Below are 20,730 nucleotides of genomic sequence, written 5' to 3'. Positions count from 1 at the left end.
GGGCCTCACTGGCAGCCGGCGGGTTTGTGGGTGCGCTCGTTGACGGCCGGGAAGCGCTCCAGCTTGTTGGCCGGGCGAGTCGGACGGCGCACCAGTTCGCCGGCACAGTTGGGGCAGTGACCTTGCAGATGGCTTTCCGCGCAGTCGCGGCAGAAGGTGCACTCGAAGGAGCAGATCATCGCCTCGCGGGAATCCGGGGGCAGGTCGCGGTCGCAGCATTCGCAGCCGGGGCGCAGTTGCAGCATGGTGGTTCTCCTTGGCGTGGTGGTTGGCTTTCAGGCGAAGCGCTGGGCGTAGTCCTGGGGGCTGACCGCCAGGTGCTTGTGGAAGGTGCGGCGCAGGTTTTCCGGGTGGCGGAAGCCGGTCAGGCGCGCCACCGTGCCGATCGACGCGCCGCTGTCCTGCAGCAGCCCGCGGGCAGCCTCCAGGCGCAACTGTTCGACGTAACGCCCCGGCCCCATGCCCAGTTCCTGGACGAACAGTCGCGACAGGCTGCGGGTGGACAGGCTGGCGTGCTCGGCGAGCTTTTCCAGCGACAGGTCGGCGGCGAGGTTCTGCGCCATCCACTCCAGCAGGCCGAGCAGGCGCGGAGTGCGGCTGGCGTCCGGGGCGAGCAGGGCGCTGAACTGCGCCTGGCCGCCGGGGCGGCGCAGGAACATCACCAGGCGCCGGGCCACGGCCAGCGCCAAGGGCCGGCCCAGGTCGGCCTCGACCAGCGCCAGGGCCAGGTCGATGCCGGCGGTGACACCGGCGGAGGTGAAGATGTGGGCGTCGCCGTCACGGCCGCTGGGGTCGTAGGTGTGCAGGCGATCGCCGTCCACCTCGATGCCGGGGTGGCAGCTCAGCGCAGCCACGTCGGCCCAGTGCGTGGTGGCGCGGCGCCCTTCGAGCAGGCCGGCGGCGGCCAGGATCAGCGCGCCGGAGCACACCGAGCCGAGGCGGCGGATCTGTGGCTCGGTCGCGCGCAGCCAGTCGAGCAGCTGCTGGTTGTTGCACTGGTCGATCTCGCCGAGCCCGCCGGGAATCAGCAGGGTGTCCAGCTCGCCGGGATCGCAGTCACTCCAGGCGCGCTGCGCGACCAGCTGGAAGCCGGCGGAGGTGGCTATCGGCCCGCTGGCATCGGCCAGCACCAGCACGCGATAGGCCTCGGGCAGGCCCTGGCGGCGCAGCTCGACGTTGGCCGAGGCGAACACTTGCAGCGGGCCGGTAATGTCCAGGCTCATCACATCCGGATAGAGCAGGCTGGCAATGGTCTTCATGGGCTATCTCCAGGAGTTGGAGAGAGTCTGCGCCTGCCGCCGAATGGCAACAAGGACAACTAACCCACAAATATTGCCAATCTAGTTGCCAGGCGCCTGGCCTCCGAGAAAGCGCAGCAGCAGGCTTTCCTCCTCGCGCAGGCCCTGCCGTGGCCGGCTGGCGCGCAGCTTGGCCAGGCTACCGTCGAGGAACGCCTCGATCACGGCGGGGTGGATGTAGCACTTGCGGCAGATGGCGGGGGTGTTGCCCAGCAGCTGCGACACCTGCCGGGTCACCTCTACCACCTGGCTGCGGGCCTCGTTCTCCGTGGCCGGGGTGAGCTGCCTGAGCAGGTGCAGCGCCTGGGCGCTGCCGGCCCAGGTGCGGTAGTCCTTGGCGCTGAAGTCGCTGCCGGCGTGCTCCTGCAGGTAGGCGTTGACGTCCGCCGAGCTCACGTCGCGACGTTGCCCGTCGTCATCCAGGTACTGGAACAGCTGTTGCCCCGGCAGCTCCATGCAGCGCCGCACGGCACGGGCCAGGCGTGGATGGTCGAGGCTGACGCGGTGCTCGATGCCGCCCTTGCCACGGAAATGGAAGCGAATGGCGCCGCCGCTGACCTCGACATGGCGGTTGCGCAGGGTGGTGAGGCCGAAGGATTTGTTCTGCCGCGCGTATTGCGGGTTGCCGACGCGGATCAGCGTGCTGTCGAGCAGGGCGATCACCGTGGCCATGACCTTGTCGCGGCACAGGCTGCGCAGTGCCAGGTCGGCCTCGACACGGCGGCGCAGGGCCGGCAGGGCCAGGCCGAAGTCGAGCATGCGTTCGTACTTGTTGCTGTCGCGCACCTCGCGCCAGCGCGGGTGGTAACGGTACTGCTTGCGCCCGCGGGCGTCGCGGCCGACCGCCTGCAGATGCCCCTGTGGGTCGGGGCAGATCCACACGTTGCTGTAGGCCGGGGGAATCGCCAGTGCATTGATGCGGCGAACTTCCTCGTCATCGCGGATGCGCTCGCCGTCGGCGCTGAAGTAGGCGAAGCGACCGCGCAGTTTGCGCCGGCTGATGCCGGGCTGGCGGTCGTCGACGTAGTGCAGGTCGGCCGGCAGCTCGGGGCACAGTGGCGTGCCGGTATCGCAACCCTCGTCTGCCGGCAATGGGCGCACGCCGCTGGCCAGGGGCGGTACCCGTTCGCTCATGGGTAGCGCTGCCTCTGCAGCGCGTGGCTCCAGCAGCGGCCGGCGCAGCGTGGGCAGGTAGCTGCCGCGTTGCCTGCCAGTTGCAGGGCGTTGCCGCAGCGATTGCAGGCATACAGGCCGTCTTCGGGAGTCTGCTGGAAGCTCGGGTTGAGCGCTTCCGGCAGCACCGACAGGCCGCTGTGCGTGTCCTCGCCGGGGTAGAAATACAGGCTCAGGTCACCATCGACCTCGAGGATGCCCAGGCGCACCTGGCCCAGATGCTCGACACCGGCGCGGCGCAGCTCCATATGGAACTCGTCGCTGGAGATGTTCTGCTGATCCAGGGTGCCGAGCTCGAACATACCGTCGCGGATGATCACCACCGGCTTGCCCTCCACCCATTCGCCGAAGCGCGGGCAGTGTTTGATCAGCCTGGTCGTCAGGTTGTACAGCAGGAGCAGGGTGGCGAAGACCATGAACACTGGCAGCAGGGCCACGTCGTCATAGAAGGACACATCGCCGGCGGCCGAGCCCAGGGTGAGGATCACCACCAGTTCGAACAGCGACAGCTGGCGCACGCCGCGCCGGCCGGAAATCTTGAGGAAGACGAATACCGCGAGGTAGGCGAGGAAGGCGCGCAATGCCACCTCGCCGAGAAAGGCCAGGGGAAAGTCGTCGAGCAGCATGCGCTGCCAGTCGAAGGCCTGCATGCGCGCCTCCTCACGAACTCTGCGGGTTGCTCCAGGGCATCGACCAGGGCGTGAGCTCGTAACCGTCCTTGCTCAACTCCTGCCGCGCCAGCTCGATCAGGCCGGCCAGGCGTGTGGCGTCGGCGTACTGCGAGCGCGCCACGTGGGGCTGGGACAGCAGTTCGACCTCGCTGTCGTCGAACACGCGGAAGGAGAAGCTGGCGTCCTCGGAGGTCGTCAGGGTGGCGCAGGCGTGGGGCAGGAAGGCCTGCTCGACGATGCTCCGGGCTTCTTCGAGGCTGAGAGGCGTGCTCATGCCGGCTCCTTGGTCCGTGGCTGTTAATCCATAGACGGGGCGGCGGGCGTTAGGTTCGTACAGAAACAACAAGCCCCCTGGCCTTGCGGCTCAGGGGGCTGGGGCTCGGCGGCAGGCCGGGGTCTTGCGAAGCGTTTACTCGGGCATGCTCCACGGATCGAGATCGTAACCCTGGCGGCTGATCTGCTCGCGGGACTGGATCAGGGCATCGGCCAGCTGTGCAGGATCAGCATAGGTGCGGCTGTCCAGTTGTGCCTGGCCCAGGCGGCGGTTGGTGCGGTCGATCACGGCCAGGGTGATCGAGCCGGTGCCATCCTGTGGCTGCCAGGCGACGCACTGGAACGGCTGGAAGGCGCGGCCGGCAATCAGAAGGGCTTCGTTGACGCGGAGCGAGGTATTCATGGGTCTGTTCTCCAAGAGTGCCCAATATGCGATCTGGCCAGCGAAGGCGCGTATTGCCGTGGCCTGTGCCTAATGGATGGCGAAATATGACCTTGGAGTCACATGCTGTCGTAAAAACATAGCAATTTGTCGCATGTAGGGGTTTTTTCAGGGTTTTACCGGCCTGCGTGGTGATTTTTGGATCGTTTTGCAGGGCGGACCTATCTTAGTTGGGTAGCTATTTCGAACAGGAGTGTCGTCATGGGTTCCACTCTCAGCGGTCTTGTCAGCCTGGCCATTCTCGCCCTCGACATCTGGGCCATCATCAATGTGATCAAGAGCAGCGCGGAAACCGGGATGAAGATCCTCTGGGTGCTACTGATCATCCTGCTGCCGGTGATCGGGCTGATCATCTGGGCCCTGATGGGGCCGCGTGGCAACGTGAAGATATGAATGGGCGCCGCTGAGACGGGCGCAGAAAAGAAAAAGGCCGGCATTTGCCGGCCTTTTCGTGCCTGTCAGCTACAGCGTGATCAGGCCCTTCAGCAGGGCCTGGTGGAAGCGCTCCGGCGCTTCTACCTGGGGTGAATGGCCCAGTTCGGGGAATTCGACCAAGGTGCCCTTGGGCAGCGCAGCAGTCGCTTTGCGTCCCAGTTCCGGGTAATTGCCCAGGCGCTCGGCAAGCTCCTTGGGCGCGCGGGCGGCGCCCGGCGCGGTGCGGTCCTTGCCGCCGATCAGCAACAGGGTCGGTGCCTGGATGCGGCCGAACTCGTGGATCACCGGCTGGGTGAACAGCATGTCGGCGGTCTGCGCCTGGTTCCAGGCCACGATCTCGCGGCCCTTGCCGTGGTACAGGCCAACCTGCATGTCCACCCAGCGGTCGTACTCAGGCTTCCACTGGCCGTTGTAATAGAACTTCAGCTGGTAGTTCTTGATGCTCTCGTGGTTGGCCTTCAGCTCACCCTGGTTGAGCTGGTCGATGCTCGCGTAGGGCACGCCTTCGGCTTGCCAGTCCTCCAGGCCGATGGGGTTGACCAGTACCAGCTGCTCGACGCTCTGCGGGTGATTGATGGCGAAACGCGCGGCGAGCATGCCGCCCATGGAGTGGCCGATCACCGTGGCCTGTTTCACCTCGAGGCTGTCCAGCAGGGCCTGGGTGTTCAATGCCAGCTGGTTGAAGCTGAACTGGTAGCCGCGCGGTTTGCTGGAGGCGCAGAAGCCGATCTGGTCCGGCGCGATCACCCGGTAGCCCTTGTCGCTCAGGGTGGCGATGGTCTGCTCCCAGGTGGCGCCGCAGAAGTTCTTGCCGTGCAGCAGCACCACGGTGTGGCCGTTGGCCTGGCCCTTGGCGGCCACGTCCATGTAGGCCATGGACAGCTTCTGGCCCTGGGACTGCAGCTCGAAGCGCTGCTGCGGGTAGGGATAGGTGAAACCTTCCAGTTGCTCGCCATAACTCGGCGTGGCGGCATGGGCCGTGGCGCTGGCGAGCAAGGGGGCGAAGAGCAGGGCTGGGGTGATCCTGGACATGCGCGGACTCCTGACGGGAAAGCGGCAGTTGTAGGACAACTGCCGCCCCGGGAGAAAGCTCCGCTCTGTGCCCGGATGTTTCCGCAGGCGCTCCTCAGCTGCGCTCGACGACGCGCTGGTGCAGTTGCTGCGACAGCTGTTCCAGACGCTCTCCGAGGGTAACCAGCGAGTCCTGGGCTTCCAGCAACTCGGCGGTGGCGATGCGCTGATGCTGGCTCGCCTGGCGCTGGGCAGTGCTGTGGTTGCGCACCTGGATCAGCTGGTGGTGCGCCTGGTCCAGCGCCTGGCTGTGCTCGAGGATGGCCCCGGACAGGTTGGCGGTCAGTGCGGCGTTCTCGGCCAGGGCCTCGCCCACGTCGCTGACCTGCTCGGCGCCGGTATTGACGATCTGCTCGGACTCGCCGAGGACGCTCTGCACGGTGTCGGCGGTCTGGTTGCTGCGTTGCGATAGGTTGCGTACCTCGTCGGCCACCACGGCGAAGCCGCGGCCATGCTGGCCGGCACGCGCCGCCTCGATGGCCGCATTGAGCGCGAGCAGGTTGGTCTGCTGGGCGATGGCGCTGATCATCTGCATGGATTCGGCGATGCGCAGGTTGCTCGCCTGGATCGCCTGCATGCTGGATTGCGCCTGCTGCATGCGGGTGGCGCAGGCGTTGACCTGGCCGCTGCTGTGCTGGGTGTCCTGGCTCAGCTGCTGCATGTGCTCGGTACTCTGCTCCAGGCCGGCGAGAACCTCGTGCACGGCCAGGTCGAGGTGGTGCATGGCATCCGCCTGCTGCTGCACGTCGCCGTCGATGCTCTGGCAGCGCTGGCGCATGCTGTCGAGGGTGGCGTAGAGCTGCTGCGACAGTTGGCGCAGGTCGCCGGCGCTGTGCCGTACTTCATCGAGCAGGCCGGCCAGTTGCTGGGCTCCGGCGGTGGCACTCTTGCCAATGCGCTGGGCCTCGTCCAGGTGCTGCTGGGCACCCTCCAGCGCCTGTTGGCGTACTCGCGCGCTGTACCACTGGGCCAGCCACATGGTGATCACCGGCAGCATGTAGCCGGAGTACTCGTTGAGCATGGCGTCGCGCGGGCTCAGCTCGAACTGCGGCAGCGCGGCGCCGGAACGGTCCAGGCGGATCAGCCAGAACACGAAGATCAGCTGCAGCAGACCCCAGAATGCCGCGCTGCGCCCGCCCAGCAGCAGGTAGGCGAAGCCGATCACCACCAGCGGCCAGAACACATGCGCCGAGTGCAGCCCACCGAGCTGGTAGATGAGGATCATCGCGTAGCTGCTGATCAGCGCCATCGCGAAGTTCGCCGCGCCCCGCGCCGGCAGCCATGCCTGGCGCAGGACCAGCAGGGCGATGGGCATGCCGATGATCAGCAGCAGCGAGCCTTGCACCAGAGCCTCGTTGCCGAGGCGGCCCCATTTGATGCCGCTGTACAGGCCGATGGCGATGCCGCACAGGCAGAAGAAGGCCAGCATGCGGCTCAGCAGCTCGTCGCTGCGGTCCAGTTCGGCTTGCGGCATGAGAGTGGCTAACAGCCCTTGTTGCATGGGTAGGCTCCGTTCTTGTCGTTGTTGCCGCAGCTATCGGCGCGGCTGCGCTGCGGCTTTAGTCGGAAAACCGAATGATGGCACTTGGCCGTGTCGGCAGATTACCCAGCCAAACGGGTGACGTCGCACTTTTGACGACAAACAGGCGGATACGGCGTTTTCGTCGCCCACAAAGGCGGGAAAGTCGCCTTATTCGGACCAGACGGCGTATTCGTTGTCGCTGGGGTCGGCGAAATGGAAGCGCCGGCCGCCTGGGAAGGCGAACACCGGCTTGAGGATGCGCCCGCCGGCGGCCTCGACTGCATTCTGGGTGGCATTGAGATCGGCGCTGTACAGCACGATCAGCGGGCAGCCGCTATCACTGCAGAAGGCCTGCGGTGAGCGGAAGAAGCCACCGTCGATACCGGCGCCGATGAAGCAGCTGTAGTCCGGGCCGTAGTCGGTGAAGGTCCAGCCGAACACCTGGGCGAAGAACTGCTTGCTCGCCTCGGGCTGGCGGCAGGGGATTTCCAGGTAGTTGATGCCGTGGTGCTGGTGCATGACGGGGCGCTCCTTGCAATGGAGGCCCCATCCTCCGGCTTGTCGCTGCGCCGGGCAAGCCTCAGTGGGCTTCCTCGTCGGGGGCGTCCTGCCAGCTGCTGTCCGGATCGAAGCGGGTCATGGCCAGCGCCTGTTTCGCGCCGTCTGGCCCCAGGTCCTTCTCGAATACTTCGCCGTCGTGGCTGATCATGAAGCTCATCACGCCGCTGCTGCCGTAGTCGGCCGGCCAGGCGACTAGCGCGAAGCCGCGGCTCATGATGTTGCCGATCCGATAGTCGTAGGCACCGCCGGGCGCCGAAGGCCCCTGGGCGGTGAGGATGCGATAGCGATAGCCATGCCAGTCGCCATTCGGCAGTTCGTCGCCAAACAGCGGGCCCAGCGGGCTCTCTTCCTCGCCGGGGCGCTCGGCCCAGTACAGGCCATCGTGCTTACCATTGCTGCTGACGAACTTCTGCGCGTATTCCAGGGCGCCATCGCCGTTGCGATCCACCTCGGCATAGTCCATCTGCGCGTCGTGATAGGCGCGAACGGCCTCCAGGGTGGCCAGTTCGTTGCGGCCGATGCGGCGCAGGCGGATGGTCTCGCCACCGGCGCGGGTGTCGAAGAACCAGCCGTCCTTGCCGCGCACCAGTGGCAGCGGCAGCTCCCAGGCACTGTTGCCGACCACCAGGCGCGAGCGGTCACGGGCCTCGGGACGGATCTCGTGTTTCTCCTGGTATAGGGCGAGGAAGGCTTCGACGTCGTCGCGCTGCACGCCTTGTAGCGGGATGTAGTCGCGCCAGTCGTCACCCAGCAATGCGGCCAGGCGCTTGGCATCGGCGTGCTCGGTGCCCAGTGCGGAAACGAAAGCCGCGGCGGCTTCTTCGGGGGCTGAGAAGGCCTGCTGCGCCTGGGCGGGCAGGGCGAGGAAGGGGGCCAGGGCGAGGAGGGTACGCAAAGTCAGATTCATGACGGGTCTCCTTATCAGCGCCGACGGGCGCCGCCGCGAGAGGACATGGCCGGGCGGCTCACCGCGCGCCCGCTGGCGCGCGCCGCCTGCGGCCGGCTGACCGAGGCCCGGCTGGCTTGGCCACGTTGCTGGTAGGCGCGCTCCCGGTCGGGTGCACGCGCGCCGGCGAAGGCATTGTCACGGGCGCCACGCGTGGTGGCGTGCTGCTGGCGAGCCTGTTGGCGGCTCTGCGCCGTGTTGCGCGGTTCGCGGGACTGGGCGCGCTGGCGCAGCTGGTCCGAGTTGCGCATCTCGCGGTTGGCGCTCTGCGCCCGCTCCAGAGCCTGGCGATTGTTGGTGGCGGGGCTCTCGAAGCCATGCTGTTGCAGGCTTTGCCGTGCGCGCTCACGGTCGGCGGCCTGGGCCGGGTCGCGACCACGCAGGGACTGGCGCTGTTCGCCGTTGGCCAGGCGCTGGCTGAATTGCTCGCGGCTGGCCCGGTCGCGGTAGGGCACGCCATCGCGGTTCGCGGCGTTGTGCTTCCAGGTGTTCTGGTTGACGTTGAGCTGACGGTTGTCGTTGATGTTGTTGTAGCGATTGACGTCGATGTCGATGTCGCCGTGGCCCCAGTTGCAGTCACCCCAGAGCGAATCGACTATGGCCACGCCCGCGGCGAAGCCTATGCCGGCGACCACGGCGGAGCCGAAGTAGTAGCCGGGCGGCGGATAGTACACCGGCGGGTAGGATGGATAGGGCCAGGTGCCGTAGACCACGGTGGGGTTGTAGCTGGGCACGTAGACCACCTGCGGGTCGGCCGACTCGATGATGATGGTTTGTTGCGTGCTGCCGGAGCTGGTCACCTGGGCGGGCTCGGCTGGCTTCTCGCTGACCTTCTGCTTGTCGTTGGACTCCAGGTTGCCGGCTGCCTTGGCCTGTTGGCGCAGGCGCTGGACCGAGCTCATCACCGCGTCGGGCTGAGCGAGGAAGGCGTCCCCGACCCGCTGCACCCAGGCCGGGTCCTGGCCCATGGTGGCCAGCACGGCGGGGAAGGCGACCAGCGACTGCACGCTCGGGTCCCAGGACTGATCGGAGACCTGACGCACCGCATCGTCGCCGCTGGCATCCGGGTGCTCGGTGGACCAGGTCACCGCGTCGGCCACATCGCCGGGGTAGGTGGTGGCCATCAGCACTTGAGCCAGCAGGGCATCGGGATACAGAGCCAGCGGGGCGAGCATCTGGTCCAGCTCTTCGGTGCTGAACACCTGTTCGCTTGCGGAGCTGGCGGGGGCCGGCTCCTCGGCCACGGCCGGTGTGATCGGTGTGACTCCCAGCACCATGAGCAGGGGCAGCAGGCCGAGCCCGGTGTGAATTCGCATGGCGTTCCTCCTTGCGCAGATGCGCGAACCTGAGGCGGCTGCCGCCGCGCTCAGCCAAGCATAGGTCAGCTGGGCGAGAGCACTCGGGATGTATAGCCGTCCTTCTTCAGTGCCTTGCTCAGATCCTTCAGGGTCTTTTCCGCTGTGGCCAGTGCCGCTTCCGCACACTGTTGCCAGTGTGCACGCAGGGGCTCCAGATCGGGCTCGTGGGCGATGCGCGCGCACCACTGGAAGTGGTCGTGCCAATCGCCCAGGGCCGACTGGGTGGCCCTGAGTGATGCGAGGCTGCGCTTGGACAGGTCGGATAGCTGCGGATAGGTCTCGGCGGCGTAGCGCACGCGTTTGACCAGCAGGCGCAGGCGGTGGCGGTCATAGCCTGGCGTGGCGAGGGCGCTGGCCAGGCGCTTTGCCTGCTTGTGCAGATGGCGCTGAATCCGTGCCTTCAGGCGGCGCAGTTCGCCATCCCGCTGGGCGTCCCGCAGCTCGCCGGGCCAGGCGTCGAGCAGGGCCAGCAGGCGCTGCAGTTCGTGGCTGTCGAGAATGGCGGCATAGCGGTCTGCCAGGTGTTCGCGGCGAACGCTGGCCAGTTCGGCATAGCCGCGCTCTTCGAGTTCGGCGGCCAGCACCTCCAGGTCTCGCACCGGGGCGCTGAGCGTGCCGAGTGCGGCGGCGGCCTCGTACAAGGGCGGCAAATCGGCGGCCCGGCGCAGCGGCGTGAGCAGGCTGCGCAGGCGGCGCACGCCGATGCGCAGGTCGTGCAGCGCTTCGTCGTCGCTGCCGGCCTCGAGGCGCAGGCCGGCGTGCAGCATGGCAACCTGTTGCGTGATGAGCGAGGCAACCAGCGAGTCGACCAGGCGGGACACCTAGAAGCGCTCTTCGACCAGCCGGAACGGGTAGTGCGGGCTCTTGTAACGGCCGATCTTGCCGCGCTTGGGCAGCTCGATCTTGCTGTCCTTGGTCAGGTCCTCGTAGGGAATCTGGCTGAGCAGGTGGCTGATGATGTTCAGCCGCACACGCCGCTTGTCCTCGGAGTGGGCCATGTACCACGGGGCCCAGGCGGAGTCGGAGGCGGCGAACATATCGTCGCGGGCGCGGGTGTAGTCGTCCCAGCGGCCGAACGACTTGAGGTCCATCGGCGACAGCTTCCAGATCTTGCGGCCGTCGGTGATGCGATCCTCCAGCCTGCGCTGTTGTTCTTCGGCGCTGACTTCCAGCCAGTACTTGATGAGGATGATGCCGGACTCGACCATCATCTTCTCGAAAAGAGGGATCACCTGAAGGAACTTGTGGCTCTGCTCCTCGCTGCAGAAGCCCATGACTCGCTCGACGCCGGCGCGGTTGTACCAACTGCGGTCGAAGATCACCACTTCACCGGCCGCCGGCAGATGCTGCAGATAGCGCTGGGCGTACATCTGGGTCTTCTCCCGCTCGGTCGGCGCCGGCAGCGCTACCACGCGAAATACCCGCGGGCTGACCCGCTCGGTGATGGCCTTGATGGTGCCGCCCTTGCCGGCACCATCGCGCCCCTCGAAGATGACGCAGACCTTGAGCCCCTTGGCCACCACCCACTGCTGCAGCTTCACCAGCTCCACGTGCAGATGCTTGAGTTCGTCCTCGTAGACCTTGCGCTTGAGGGGTTCGGTAACCGGCTGCTTTTCCTTCTTTTTAGGCATTTCCGTATTCCATCAATGGAAGGGGAAGAAGTAGTTCATCCACGACGACATGCGCAGCAGAATCTTGCGCATGATCGCGACGTGGTGGAAGTGCTCGGAATACAGCGCCGCCTGGCCATAGGCACCGCCGGGCATAAGCCCGCGGTACTCGTCGAACCTGGGGTCGATGACTTCCAGCACTACCGGGACGCGCCCGGCCGGCGGCGAGCCGGTAAAGCCGATCAGGTTTCCGCTGGGCTGTACCTGGCCCTCGGCGATCACTGGCAGCACCATCTTCACCTTGGCCTTGAACACCTCGCCGGGGATACCGTCGAAGGCGATCTCCGCCTCATCGCCCAGGGTCAGGCGCAGCTGGCTGTTCTGGCGCATCCAGGCGACGTAGGAGTAGTCCTCGAACGGCACGAAGACCATGGCCGGGCGCAGCGGCATCCGCACCGCGCGAATGCCCGGGCGCAGCGATACCTGGGTTACGTAGCCGCGCGAAGGCGCACGGACCACCGTGCTGTCCAGGTCGTACTGGGCGCCGATGATCTGCGCCTGCAGGTCTTCCACCCGAGCGGTGGTCAGGTCGACGTCGCGGCGGTTGCCGACGTTGCGCCGAGCCAGCTCGGAGGCACGGGACTGATCAGCACGGGCCGAGACCAGTTGCGCCTTGAGCGACTTGACCTTGCTCTCGAAAGGCGTCGGGTCGAGGCGGAACAGCACATCGCCCTTGTTCAGCATCTGGTGCCCCTTGACCGGCACCTCGATCACCATGCCGCTCACGGCCGGCACTATCGGCGTGCTGACGAAGTAGCTACGCGACACCTCGGAGTAGGGGTGGTTGTAGTTCATGGTGAAGATCAGCGCGCCGATGATCACCACGCCACCGAGTACGGCGGTCGGCACCGTCCACTTGTTCAGCGGGATCTTGAAGATCTTGAAGATGGCAACGCAGATGGCGGTGTAGGTGAGGATGAGCAATAGATCCATGGCTCAGCCCTCCTGCCGCGGCAGTTCTGGCGCTGCCGGCGTCGTTTCGATCGGTGGTGGTGACGTAGGCGTTTCCAGCGCGGCCAGGCGTATCTGCATCTCGCCGAGCTGTTGCTCCAGTGCCTGTAATCGCGGGTCGTCCGCCGCTGCGGCGGCCTGTGCCGTGCTGGAAAAGCCCCAGCCACGATCCTCGCGGTAGAGGGTCGCCCAGATCCACAGGAACGGCCAGATGGCATGCAGGGTGAACAGGCTGATCCAGCCCGCCACGTGAATCGCATCCTGTTGTGGATGCTTGCGGTGTACCGCTATCTCGTAAGGGATGTCGTGGATCGCGATCACCCCGTAGAACAGTGTTATGCCAACGAAAATCAAAATCCCCAACGCGACGTAGTCCAGCATCCCAGCCCCCTGATATCTGCTCGCTCCCAGCAGGCTAGCAGGGTAAGTCGAGGGTCGCCACGCTTCGCTATGTCATGAAATGAAAAGCCCCTGTCGTGCGATGAGAAGCACCCCGCGGAGGCCGGTTTTACAGTCCGATCCACGCTATTGGTGGCTAATAACAAGACTGGAGAACAGGCATGGCCAAAGCCGTCCGTTTTTATGAAGCCGGGGGTCCGGAAGTACTGCGCTACGAGGACGTCGAGGTCGGCGACCCCGGCCCGGGCCAGGTACGCATTCGCCACGTCGCCGTGGGCCTGAACTACGCCGACACCTACTTCCGCAACGGTACCTACCCGATCCCGCTGCCCAATGGCATCGGCGTGGAGGCGGCCGGCGTGGTGGTGGCGCTGGGCGAGGGGGTGAACAACGTGGCGGTGGGTGACCGGGTCACCTACACCGGCTTCATCAACACCCTCGGCGCCTACAGCACCGAGCGCCTGATTCCGGCCGCGCCGCTGATCAAGCTGCCCGAGACCATCGCCTTCGAGACCGCCGCGGCGATGACCATGCGCGGCCTGACCTCGGCCTATCTGATGAAGAAGATCCATGCCTTCCGTGAGGGCGACAGCATCCTGCTGCACGCTGCCGCCGGCGGCGTCGGCCTGATCGTCTCGCAGTGGGCCAAGCTGCTCGGCCTGACCGTGATCGGCACCGTGTCCAGCGTGGCCAAGGCCGAGGTGGCGCGTGCCCACGGCTGTGACCACGTGATCGACTACAGCCACGAGGACGTCGCCCAGCGCGTACGCCAGCTCACCGGTGGGCGTGGCGTCGACGTGGTGTTCGACAGCGTCGGCAAGGACACCTTCATGGGTTCGCTGGACTCGCTCAAGCGCCGTGGCCTGCTGGTCTGCGTCGGTACCGCCTCCGGCACCATCCCGCCGTTCGACCCGCAACTGCTGGCGATGAAGGGCTCGTTGTACATGACCCGCCCGGCGCTGGCCGACTACATCGCCGAGCCACAGGAGAAGGCCGCGCTGGCAGAGGAGCTGTTCGGTCTGGTCGGCAGCGGCCTGATCCGCATCGAGATCAACCAGCACTACGCCCTGCAGGACGCGGTGCAGGCACACCGCGACCTGGAGTCGCGCAAGACCACTGGTTCGTCGATCTTCATCATCTGAGGAGGCCGTCATGCGAGTCGAACAACTGACCTGCGCCATCGGCGCCGAGCTGAGCGGCGTCAACCTGGGCGATGCCTCCCGCGACGACGGCCTGTTCGCCGAGATCAAGGCGCTGCTGCTCAAGCACAAGGTGCTGTTCCTGCGTGACCAGGACATCAGCCGTGCCGAGCACGTGGCCTTTGCCCGCCGCTTCGGCGAGCTGGAAGACCACCCGGTAGCCGGCAGCGACCCGGAGCATCCGGGCCTGGTGCGCATCTACAAATCGCCGGAAGTGCCCAACGACCGCTACGAGAACGCCTGGCACACCGACGCCACCTGGCGCGAGGCGCCGCCTATGGGTTGCGTGCTGCGCTGCGTGGAATGCCCGCCAGTGGGCGGTGACACCATGTGGGCGAACATGGCGCTGGCTTATGAGCGTTTGCCGGAAGAGGTGAAGCAACGCATCGCCGGCCTGCGCGCGCGCCACAGCATCGAGGCCAGCTTCGGCGCGGCCATGCCGATCGAGAAGCGCCTGGCGCTGAAGGCGCAGTTCCCGGATGCCGAGCACCCGGTGGTGCGCATTCATCCGGAAACCGGCGAGAAGGTGCTGTTCGTCAACGCCTTCGCCACCCACCTGACCAACTTCCACACCCCCGAGCATGTGCGCTACGGCCAGGACTACAGCATGGGCGGCAGCGACCTGCTGCGCTATCTGGTCAGCCAGGCCTACATCCCGGAGTACCAGGTGCGCTGGCGCTGGAAGCCCAACAGCGTGGCGATCTGGGACAACCGCAGCACCCAGCACTACGCCGTCATGGACTACCCGCCGTGCCATCGCAAGATGGAGCGCGCCGGCATCATCGGCGACAAGACCTACTGAGTCGAAACATCCCATTCGCGCCATCTACTAATAAATATCTGAGGCAACAGGCATGAACTTCCTCGACGGTTCTCTCTTCCCTGAAAACCAGGACAAGCTCGTCATCACCGCGGCCCCTTACGGCCCCGAATGGTTCCCCTCGGACTATCCGGAAGACATTCCGGTGACCATGGAAGAGCAGATCCAGAAGGCCGTCGACTGCTACGAGGCCGGCGCCGCCGTACTGCACCTGCACGTGCGGGAGCTGGACGGCAAGGGCTCCAAGCGCCTGTCCAAGTTCAACGAGCTGATCGCCGGCGTGCGCGAGGCGGTGCCGGACATGATCATCCAGGTCGGCGGCTCCATCTCCTTCGCGCCGCCGGAAGACGGCGCGGCGGCGAAGTGGCTGCACGACGACACCCGGCACATGCTCGCCGAGCTCGACCCCAAGCCCGACCAGGTCACGGTGACGGTCAACACCACGCAGATGAACGTCATCGAGCAGATGGATGTGCGCGACTACACGGGCACCTCCATGGGCAGCGATACCTACGAGGCCTACCGCGAGATGATCGTGCCGTCCGGCCCGGGCTTCATCGAGGAACACGTCAAGCGCCTGAGCGCCGCCGGCATCCAGAGCGCCTTCCAGTTCTACAACATCAACAGCTACGAGTCGGTCGAGCGCCTGATCCGTCGCGGCGTCTACAAGGGTCCGCTGGTGTGCAACTGGGTGGCGATCGGCGGCGGCATGGACCAGCCGCATATCTACAGCATGGCCAACTTCCTGCGCGCCATCCCCGACGGAACCATGCTCACGGTGGAGAGCACCATGCTCAATACCCTGCCGGTCAACGTGATGGGCATGGCGATGGGCCTGCACGTGCGCTGCGGCATCGAGGACAACATCTGGACCCAGGATCGCTCGCGCAAGATGACTTCCGTCGAGCAGATCGAGCAGCTGGTGCGCATCGCCAAAGAGATCGGTCGCCCGGTCGCCAACGGCAAGGAAGCCCGCGAGATCCTCAAGATCGGCGTGTTCTACGACACGGTTGAAGAAACCCTGGCCGCCAACGGCTTCGCCCCGAACCCGAAGGGCGGTCAGCAGGGCTTCCTGCGCAAGCACGGCTGAGGATGCCGGCGGCCCCCGCAGGTCAGGTCGGGGGTCGCCGTGCCGCGTACAGCGAGGACGTTGGGCAAAGACCTCTGCCGCAGGCGGCGCACCGGCCACGATCCGGGCGCGCCACCTGCGGAGCAACGACGGCCCCACCGGGCTGCTCGGGAGGTCTTTGCCGAGAGTCGTCGAAAACGACCTACAACAATAACTAGCAGTACAGAACGAGGAGGCAGCATGGCCTTTCATCACAGCCCCGCGAGCGACGAGGTCGATACCTCGGCCGGCATTCCGCGCAGCTACGCCTGGGTGGTCTTCGCCCTGACTTTCGGTCTGCTGATCTCCGACTACATGTCGCGGCAGGTGCTCAATGCCGTGTTCCCCCTGCTGAAGAGCGAGTGGGCACTGTCCGACAGCCAGCTGGGCCTGCTCAGCGGCATAGTCGCACTGATGGTAGGCCTGCTGACGTTCCCCCTGTCGCTGCTTGCCGACCGCTTCGGCCGGGTGCGCAGCCTGACCCTGATGGCCATCCTGTGGAGCCTGGCGACCCTTGGTTGCGGCCTGGCCGAGAAGTACGAGCACATGTTCGTCGCGCGCTTCCTGGTCGGCGTCGGCGAGGCGGCTTACGGCAGCGTCGGCATCGCCGTGGTGCTCTCGGTATTTCCCAAGCACATGCGCGCCACCCTGACCGGCGCCTTCATGGCCGGTGGCATGTTCGGCTCGGTGCTGGGCATGGCCCTGGGCGGCGCCATCGCCCAGCACCTGGGCTGGCGCTGGTCCTTCGGTGGCATGGCGCTGTTCGGCCTGCTGCTGGCGCTGGTCTACCCGCTGGTGGTGAAGGAGGCGCGGGTATCGCCCAAGCGCTTCGCCGATGCGGCGCGACTGGCCGCGGACAAGGCCGCCAGGCCGCTGCGCACCCTGTACAGCAGCCGCTCGGTGATCGCCGCCTATGTCGGCAGCGGCCTGCAGCTGTTTGTCGGCGGCACCGTGATCGTGTGGATGCCCAGCTACCTCAATCGCTACTACGAGATGGGCACCGACAAGGCTGGTGCGCTGGCCGGCATCATCGTCCTGTGCAGCGGCGCCGGCATGATCCTCTGCGGCATGCTCAGCGACCGCCTGTGCCGCAACGCCCCGGAGCGCAAGATCGCCCTGGCCATCGCCTATTGCCTGGGCAGCTGCCTGCTGCTGTCGCTGGCCTTCGCCCTGTCGGCCGGGCCGCTGCAGCTGCTGCTGATCGCCCTCGGCATGCTGATCGCCGCCGGCACCACCGGCCCGTCCGGCGCCATGGTGGCCAACCTGACGCACTACTCGGTGCACGGCACCGCCTTCGCTACCCTGACCCTGGCCAACAACCTGCTGGGGCTGGCGCCGGGGCCGTTCATTACCGGCAAGCTGTCCGATCTGTTCGGCCTGCACACCGCCTTCCAGCTGGTACCGCTGGTGAGCATCGCCGCCGCCGCGGTGTTCTTCTACGCCCGCTGCCACTACCTGCAGGACATCGCCCGTCTACGTGGCGAGCAGGGCAAGGATGAGCCCGCCGAGGCCATGCTGGAGGCACAGCCGTGAACCAGGCACTACGCATCGACGTGGCCTTCGACTTCGTCTGCCCCTGGTGCCTGATCGGCAAACGCCAGCTCAAGCGCGCCGTGGTGCAGTTGCAGCAGGTGATGCCGCTGCAGGCGGTGAGTATCGACTGGCAGGGTGTGCAGCTGTTGCCGCAGTTGCCGGTCGAGGGCGAGCCGTTCGACGAGTTCTACATCCGGCGCCTGGGCAGCGAGACGGCGGTACGCCTGCGCCAGGCCCAGGTGCAGGAGGCCGCGGCGGCGGTGGGGCTGAGTTTCGATTTCTCGCGGATCGAGCGCATGCCCAATACCGCGGACGCCCATCGCCTGCTGCGCCATGCCGCCGAACTGGGCACGGCGGAGCAGCATGACCGCCTGCTGGAACGTCTGTTCGCCGCGCACTTCCAGTACGCCGAGGATCTGGGGGACGCCAACACCCTGCTGGCCATCGCCGAGGGTTGCGGCTACCCACGCGAGGAGATGGTGCGCGCGCTGTACCGCGACGGCCGTCCCTTCGTCGGCAGCTCCCAGAGCCAGGGCAGCGTGCCGCACTTCGTCTTCGAGGGGCAGCTGGCGCTATCCGGCGCGCACCCTGCGGAGTTGCTGCTGCGCGGCATGCGCGAGGCCCTCAACCTGCCCGAGCGCCGGGGCCTGCCGGCATGACCCGGCGTCATCCGGTGCCGGCCACTCACGTGCCGGCGGCAGGCCAGTGCGCGACGGGCTACCAGCTCAACTCCGACAAGCTCAAGGTCGCCACCTATCTGGTGGAGAAGGACGGCGAGCGCGTCACCATCGTCAGCGAGGATTCCGCGCCATGAGCGCCATCGCCCTTACCCAGATCAATGACCGCGCCCGCGAGCTGGCGCCGGGCATCAGCGTCAGCCTGGTGGTGGCCGCGGCCGCCACCTTCCTATCCGAGCACTACGGCGCGCCGGTAATGCTGTTCGCTCTGCTGCTGGGCCTGTCGCTCAACTTCCTCGCCGGCGAGGGCAAGTGCAAGGCCGGCATCGAGTTCACCGCGCGTACCGTGCTGCGCATCGGCGTGGCCCTGTTGGGCATGCGCATCACCCTGGAGCAGATCGCCGCCCTGGGCTGGAAGCCGCTGGCGCTGGTGGTGATCCTGGTGGTGGTGACCATTTCCGCCTCGGTGCTGGCAGCGCGGCTGATGGGCTTCAAGCGCATCTTCGGCATGCTCACCGGCGGCGCCACCGCCATCTGCGGCGCTTCGGCGGCGTTGGCCCTGGCGGCCGCGCTGCCCAACCACCCGCAAAAGGAAAAGGCCACGCTGTTCACCGTGATCGGTGTGTCGGCGCTGTCGACCCTGGCGATGATCCTCTACCCGATGATCGCCAATGCCTTCGGCCTGTCGCCGCAGGTCGCCGGGGTGTTCCTCGGCGCCACCATCCACGACGTGGCCCAGGTGGTCGGCGCCGGCTACAGCATGTCGCCGGAGACCGGCGACACCGCCACGGTGGTCAAGCTGATGCGCGTGGCCATGCTGCTGCCGGTGATCGTTGTGGCCGCCATGGTCACCCGCCTGCAGGGCGCGGAGGGCGGCGGCAAGCGTCCGCCACTGCTGCCCTGGTTCGCCGTCGGCTTCCTGGTGCTGGCCTGCGTCAACAGCACCGGCTGGGTGCCGGCGCTGGTGCAGGGCGGAGTCAACGAGCTGTCGCGCTGGTGCCTGGTGGTGTCCATCGCCGCCCTGGGCATGAAGACCCAGCTCAAGGAGCTGGCCAGCGTCGGCATCAAGCCGATCCTGCTGATGCTCGGCGAAACCATCTTCCTGGTCGTTTTGGTGCTGCTGTTGCTGCACTGGGGCCTGTGACATGCGCGCCGGCCTCGCGGCCGGCACAACCCGAGAGAGACAGTCGATGAACAAGATCTACCCCAGCGCCCAGGCGGCGCTCGCGGGGCTGGTGGAGGACGGCATCAGCATCGCCTCCGGCGGCTTCGGCCTGTGCGGCATACCCGAGGCGCTGATCGCGGCGCTGGGGGAGACCGGCAAGCGCGGCTTCACCATCATCAGCAACAACTGCGGGGTCGACGACTTCGGCCTCGGCCCGCTGCTGTACAGCCGGCAGATCGGCAAGATGATTTCCTCCTACGTTGGCGGCAACAAGGAGTTCGAGCGCCAGTACCTGGCCGGCGAGCTGCAGCTGGAGTTCACCCCCCAGGGCACCCTCGCCGAGAAGCTGCGCGCCGGCGGTGCCGGCATCCCGGCGTTCTTCACCCGCACCGGCTACGGCACGCAGATCGCCGAGGGCAAGGAGACCCGCCAGTTCGACGGCGACTGGTACGTGATGGAGCGCTCGCTGACCGCTGACCTCGCGCTGATCAAGGGCGCTAAGGCCGATCGTGCCGGCAACCTGGTGTTCAACAAGACCGCGCGCAACTTCAACCCGCTGTGCGCCAAGGCCGGCCGCGTCTGCGTCGCCGAGGTCGAGGAAATAGTCGAAGTGGGCGAGCTGGCCGCGGACGAGATCCACCTGCCGGGCATCTATGTGCAGCGCCTGGTACTCAACGCCAACCCACAGAAGCGCATCGAGATGCGCACCACGAGGAGCTGAGCATGGCCTGGACCCGCGAAGAAATGGCGCAGCGCGCCGCCGCCGAGCTGCAGGACGGCTTCTACGTCAACCTCGGCATCGGCCTGCCGACCCTGGTGGCCAACTACATCCCCGAGGGTATGGAGGTCTGGCTGCAGAGCGAGAACGGCTTGCTCGGCATCGGCCCGTTCCCGGGCGAGGAGGAGGTCGATGCGGACCTGATCAACGCCGGCAAACAGACCATCACCACGCTGCCCGGCAGCAGCTTCTTCGACAGCGCCGAGAGCTTCGCCATGATCCGTGGCGGCCATATCAACCTGGCCCTGCTCGGCGCCATGCAGGTGTCGCAGAACGGCGACCTGGCCAACTGGATGATCCCCGGCAAGATGGTCAAGGGCATGGGCGGCGCCATGGACTTGGTCGCCGGGGTCAAGCGCGTGGTGGTGCTGATGGAGCACTGCGCCAAGGACGGCGAGGCGAAGATCCTCGAGCGCTGCTCGCTGCCGCTGACTGGCGTCGGCGTGGTCGACCGCATCATCAGCGACCTGGCTGTGCTGGACATAACCGCCGCGGGTCTAGAGCTGGTGGAGATGGCGCCCGGCGTCGACTTCGACCAGCTGCAGGCGGCTACCGGCTGCACCATCCTGCGCTGAGCCGCGCAGGCCGGGCGATGCGGCCCGGCAGAGTGTCTGCTGCACCCCGTTACTCCATGGCGGGGTGTGGTGTGGGCCACCGGGGCCTGGCCCCCGGTTTTGTGC

General features: G+C 66.6%; 25 protein-coding genes. 10 read left to right on the top strand and 15 right to left on the bottom strand.

Annotated features, from left to right (window positions below):
* Positions 1 to 5 precede the first annotated feature (5 nt).
* The 6 genes from PTT45_RS14340 to PTT45_RS14315 form a co-directional block, all read right to left on the bottom strand.
* Complete coding sequence (locus PTT45_RS14340) at positions 6 to 245, bottom strand: DUF1272 domain-containing protein (RefSeq protein WP_273814061.1); 240 nt, start codon at positions 243 to 245, stop codon at positions 6 to 8.
* Positions 246 to 275: 30 nt separating this feature from the next.
* Positions 276 to 1,259 (bottom strand): GlxA family transcriptional regulator, encoded by a 984-nt coding sequence (locus PTT45_RS14335; protein ID WP_273814060.1) that lies wholly within the window; start codon positions 1,257 to 1,259, stop codon positions 276 to 278.
* 81 nt (positions 1,260 to 1,340) lie between these two features.
* Complete coding sequence (locus PTT45_RS14330; protein WP_273814058.1) at positions 1,341 to 2,432, bottom strand: DNA topoisomerase IB; 1,092 nt, start codon at positions 2,430 to 2,432, stop codon at positions 1,341 to 1,343.
* Positions 2,429 to 3,121 carry a YetF domain-containing protein gene (locus PTT45_RS14325; protein WP_273814056.1) on the bottom strand — a complete coding sequence of 231 codons (693 nt, stop codon included), beginning with the start codon at positions 3,119 to 3,121 and terminating at the stop codon, positions 2,429 to 2,431. The genes PTT45_RS14330 and PTT45_RS14325 overlap by 4 nt, the downstream gene beginning before the upstream one ends.
* A 10-nt stretch (positions 3,122 to 3,131) precedes the next feature.
* The gene (locus PTT45_RS14320) at positions 3,132 to 3,416 is read right to left on the bottom strand and encodes a DUF1652 domain-containing protein (RefSeq protein WP_273814055.1); all 285 of its coding nucleotides are present in this window, start codon (positions 3,414 to 3,416) and stop codon (positions 3,132 to 3,134) included.
* Between the two features lie 135 nt (positions 3,417 to 3,551).
* The gene (locus PTT45_RS14315; protein ID WP_273814054.1) at positions 3,552 to 3,818 is read right to left on the bottom strand and encodes a hypothetical protein; all 267 of its coding nucleotides are present in this window, start codon (positions 3,816 to 3,818) and stop codon (positions 3,552 to 3,554) included.
* 240 nt (positions 3,819 to 4,058) lie between these two features.
* Here PTT45_RS14315 and PTT45_RS14310 point away from each other — a divergent pair, with 240 nt between their 5' ends.
* Entirely contained in the window at positions 4,059 to 4,250 is a 192-nt protein-coding gene (locus PTT45_RS14310) for a PLDc N-terminal domain-containing protein (protein ID WP_273814053.1), read from the top strand.
* Positions 4,251 to 4,319: 69 nt separating this feature from the next.
* Here the strand turns inward: PTT45_RS14310 and PTT45_RS14305 are convergent, their stop codons facing one another.
* The 9 genes from PTT45_RS14305 to PTT45_RS14265 all read right to left on the bottom strand — a co-directional run bounded on the left by PTT45_RS14305 (position 4,320) and on the right by PTT45_RS14265 (position 12,752).
* A complete protein-coding gene (locus PTT45_RS14305) occupies positions 4,320 to 5,324 on the bottom strand; it encodes an alpha/beta fold hydrolase (protein ID WP_273814052.1) in 1,005 nt (334 codons plus the stop codon).
* Between the two features lie 94 nt (positions 5,325 to 5,418).
* Positions 5,419 to 5,961 (bottom strand): methyl-accepting chemotaxis protein, encoded by a 543-nt coding sequence (locus PTT45_RS22390; RefSeq protein ID WP_443218197.1) that lies wholly within the window; start codon positions 5,959 to 5,961, stop codon positions 5,419 to 5,421.
* Between the two features lie 1,092 nt (positions 5,962 to 7,053).
* On the bottom strand, positions 7,054 to 7,404 hold the full coding sequence (locus PTT45_RS14295; RefSeq protein ID WP_273814050.1) for a VOC family protein: 351 nt from the start codon (positions 7,402 to 7,404) through the stop codon (positions 7,054 to 7,056).
* Between the two features lie 61 nt (positions 7,405 to 7,465).
* A complete protein-coding gene (locus PTT45_RS14290) occupies positions 7,466 to 8,353 on the bottom strand; it encodes a DUF2950 domain-containing protein (RefSeq protein ID WP_273814049.1) in 888 nt (295 codons plus the stop codon).
* Between the two features lie 14 nt (positions 8,354 to 8,367).
* Positions 8,368 to 9,708 carry a DUF3300 domain-containing protein gene (locus PTT45_RS14285; RefSeq protein WP_443218182.1) on the bottom strand — a complete coding sequence of 447 codons (1,341 nt, stop codon included), beginning with the start codon at positions 9,706 to 9,708 and terminating at the stop codon, positions 8,368 to 8,370.
* A 65-nt stretch (positions 9,709 to 9,773) separates the two neighbouring features.
* On the bottom strand, positions 9,774 to 10,571 hold the full coding sequence (locus PTT45_RS14280; RefSeq protein WP_273814048.1) for a CHAD domain-containing protein: 798 nt from the start codon (positions 10,569 to 10,571) through the stop codon (positions 9,774 to 9,776).
* Complete coding sequence (gene ppk2 / locus PTT45_RS14275) at positions 10,572 to 11,381, bottom strand: polyphosphate kinase 2 (protein WP_273814047.1); 810 nt, start codon at positions 11,379 to 11,381, stop codon at positions 10,572 to 10,574. It lies immediately after the preceding gene.
* A 12-nt stretch (positions 11,382 to 11,393) separates the two neighbouring features.
* On the bottom strand, positions 11,394 to 12,353 hold the full coding sequence (locus PTT45_RS14270; RefSeq protein ID WP_273814046.1) for an HlyD family secretion protein: 960 nt from the start codon (positions 12,351 to 12,353) through the stop codon (positions 11,394 to 11,396).
* Positions 12,354 to 12,356: 3 nt separating this feature from the next.
* Positions 12,357 to 12,752 carry a DUF3302 domain-containing protein gene (locus PTT45_RS14265; protein WP_273814045.1) on the bottom strand — a complete coding sequence of 132 codons (396 nt, stop codon included), beginning with the start codon at positions 12,750 to 12,752 and terminating at the stop codon, positions 12,357 to 12,359.
* Positions 12,753 to 12,931: 179 nt separating this feature from the next.
* On the opposite strand from PTT45_RS14265, the gene PTT45_RS14260 reads away from it, so the two are divergent.
* The 9 genes from PTT45_RS14260 (at position 12,932) to PTT45_RS14220 (ending at position 20,625) form a co-directional block, all read left to right on the top strand.
* Positions 12,932 to 13,912, top strand: coding sequence for a quinone oxidoreductase family protein (locus tag PTT45_RS14260; RefSeq protein WP_273814043.1), 981 nt, complete (start codon positions 12,932 to 12,934; stop codon positions 13,910 to 13,912).
* Between the two features lie 10 nt (positions 13,913 to 13,922).
* Positions 13,923 to 14,771 (top strand): TauD/TfdA dioxygenase family protein, encoded by an 849-nt coding sequence (locus PTT45_RS14255; protein ID WP_273814042.1) that lies wholly within the window; start codon positions 13,923 to 13,925, stop codon positions 14,769 to 14,771.
* Positions 14,772 to 14,823: 52 nt separating this feature from the next.
* Complete coding sequence (locus tag PTT45_RS14250) at positions 14,824 to 15,879, top strand: 3-keto-5-aminohexanoate cleavage protein (RefSeq protein WP_273814041.1); 1,056 nt, start codon at positions 14,824 to 14,826, stop codon at positions 15,877 to 15,879.
* Between the two features lie 219 nt (positions 15,880 to 16,098).
* Positions 16,099 to 17,430, top strand: coding sequence for an MFS transporter (locus PTT45_RS14245; protein WP_273814040.1), 1,332 nt, complete (start codon positions 16,099 to 16,101; stop codon positions 17,428 to 17,430).
* Positions 17,427 to 18,089 (top strand): DsbA family oxidoreductase, encoded by a 663-nt coding sequence (locus PTT45_RS14240; protein WP_273814039.1) that lies wholly within the window; start codon positions 17,427 to 17,429, stop codon positions 18,087 to 18,089. The genes PTT45_RS14245 and PTT45_RS14240 overlap by 4 nt, the downstream gene beginning before the upstream one ends.
* Positions 18,086 to 18,244, top strand: a complete 159-nt coding sequence (locus PTT45_RS14235; RefSeq protein WP_273814038.1) for a hypothetical protein — start codon at positions 18,086 to 18,088, stop codon at positions 18,242 to 18,244. The genes PTT45_RS14240 and PTT45_RS14235 overlap by 4 nt, the downstream gene beginning before the upstream one ends.
* Positions 18,241 to 19,251 carry a YeiH family protein gene (locus PTT45_RS14230; protein ID WP_273814037.1) on the top strand — a complete coding sequence of 337 codons (1,011 nt, stop codon included), beginning with the start codon at positions 18,241 to 18,243 and terminating at the stop codon, positions 19,249 to 19,251. The genes PTT45_RS14235 and PTT45_RS14230 overlap by 4 nt, the downstream gene beginning before the upstream one ends.
* Before the next feature lie 46 nt (positions 19,252 to 19,297).
* Complete coding sequence (locus PTT45_RS14225; RefSeq protein ID WP_273814036.1) at positions 19,298 to 19,993, top strand: CoA transferase subunit A; 696 nt, start codon at positions 19,298 to 19,300, stop codon at positions 19,991 to 19,993.
* A gap of 2 nt (positions 19,994 to 19,995) precedes the next feature.
* On the top strand, positions 19,996 to 20,625 hold the full coding sequence (locus PTT45_RS14220; RefSeq protein WP_273814035.1) for a CoA transferase subunit B: 630 nt from the start codon (positions 19,996 to 19,998) through the stop codon (positions 20,623 to 20,625).
* The last annotated feature ends 105 nt before the right edge of the window (positions 20,626 to 20,730 follow it).

It is taken from the genome of Pseudomonas sp. Gutcm_11s (genome assembly GCF_028649395.1).
Classification (GTDB): domain Bacteria; phylum Pseudomonadota; class Gammaproteobacteria; order Pseudomonadales; family Pseudomonadaceae; genus Aquipseudomonas.
The sequence above is the reverse complement of the archived record's forward strand: the minus strand, read 5'-3'. Positions and strand labels throughout refer to the sequence as shown.

Excerpts from the sequence above, each read along its gene's own strand:
- PTT45_RS14340 (WP_273814061.1), bottom strand. The coding sequence starts at position 245 with ATGCTGCAACTGCGCCCCGGCTGCGAATGCTGCGACCGCGACCTGCCC.
- PTT45_RS14335 (WP_273814060.1), bottom strand. The coding sequence starts at position 1,259 with ATGAAGACCATTGCCAGCCTGCTCTATCCGGATGTGATGAGCCTGGAC.
- PTT45_RS14330 (WP_273814058.1), bottom strand. The coding sequence starts at position 2,432 with ATGAGCGAACGGGTACCGCCCCTGGCCAGCGGCGTGCGCCCATTGCCG.
- PTT45_RS14325 (WP_273814056.1), bottom strand. The coding sequence starts at position 3,121 with ATGCAGGCCTTCGACTGGCAGCGCATGCTGCTCGACGACTTTCCCCTG.
- PTT45_RS14320 (WP_273814055.1), bottom strand. The coding sequence starts at position 3,416 with ATGAGCACGCCTCTCAGCCTCGAAGAAGCCCGGAGCATCGTCGAGCAG.
- PTT45_RS14315 (WP_273814054.1), bottom strand. The coding sequence starts at position 3,818 with ATGAATACCTCGCTCCGCGTCAACGAAGCCCTTCTGATTGCCGGCCGC.
- PTT45_RS14310 (WP_273814053.1), top strand. The coding sequence starts at position 4,059 with ATGGGTTCCACTCTCAGCGGTCTTGTCAGCCTGGCCATTCTCGCCCTC.
- PTT45_RS14305 (WP_273814052.1), bottom strand. The coding sequence starts at position 5,324 with ATGTCCAGGATCACCCCAGCCCTGCTCTTCGCCCCCTTGCTCGCCAGC.
- PTT45_RS22390 (WP_443218197.1), bottom strand. The coding sequence starts at position 5,961 with ATGCAGCAGGCGCAATCCAGCATGCAGGCGATCCAGGCGAGCAACCTG.
- PTT45_RS14295 (WP_273814050.1), bottom strand. The coding sequence starts at position 7,404 with ATGCACCAGCACCACGGCATCAACTACCTGGAAATCCCCTGCCGCCAG.
- PTT45_RS14290 (WP_273814049.1), bottom strand. The coding sequence starts at position 8,353 with ATGAATCTGACTTTGCGTACCCTCCTCGCCCTGGCCCCCTTCCTCGCC.
- PTT45_RS14285 (WP_443218182.1), bottom strand. The coding sequence starts at position 9,708 with ATGCGAATTCACACCGGGCTCGGCCTGCTGCCCCTGCTCATGGTGCTG.
- ppk2 (WP_273814047.1), bottom strand. The coding sequence starts at position 11,381 with ATGCCTAAAAAGAAGGAAAAGCAGCCGGTTACCGAACCCCTCAAGCGC.
- PTT45_RS14270 (WP_273814046.1), bottom strand. The coding sequence starts at position 12,353 with ATGGATCTATTGCTCATCCTCACCTACACCGCCATCTGCGTTGCCATC.
- PTT45_RS14265 (WP_273814045.1), bottom strand. The coding sequence starts at position 12,752 with ATGCTGGACTACGTCGCGTTGGGGATTTTGATTTTCGTTGGCATAACA.
- PTT45_RS14260 (WP_273814043.1), top strand. The coding sequence starts at position 12,932 with ATGGCCAAAGCCGTCCGTTTTTATGAAGCCGGGGGTCCGGAAGTACTG.
- PTT45_RS14255 (WP_273814042.1), top strand. The coding sequence starts at position 13,923 with ATGCGAGTCGAACAACTGACCTGCGCCATCGGCGCCGAGCTGAGCGGC.
- PTT45_RS14250 (WP_273814041.1), top strand. The coding sequence starts at position 14,824 with ATGAACTTCCTCGACGGTTCTCTCTTCCCTGAAAACCAGGACAAGCTC.
- PTT45_RS14245 (WP_273814040.1), top strand. The coding sequence starts at position 16,099 with ATGGCCTTTCATCACAGCCCCGCGAGCGACGAGGTCGATACCTCGGCC.
- PTT45_RS14235 (WP_273814038.1), top strand. The coding sequence starts at position 18,086 with ATGACCCGGCGTCATCCGGTGCCGGCCACTCACGTGCCGGCGGCAGGC.
- PTT45_RS14230 (WP_273814037.1), top strand. The coding sequence starts at position 18,241 with ATGAGCGCCATCGCCCTTACCCAGATCAATGACCGCGCCCGCGAGCTG.
- PTT45_RS14225 (WP_273814036.1), top strand. The coding sequence starts at position 19,298 with ATGAACAAGATCTACCCCAGCGCCCAGGCGGCGCTCGCGGGGCTGGTG.
- PTT45_RS14220 (WP_273814035.1), top strand. The coding sequence starts at position 19,996 with ATGGCCTGGACCCGCGAAGAAATGGCGCAGCGCGCCGCCGCCGAGCTG.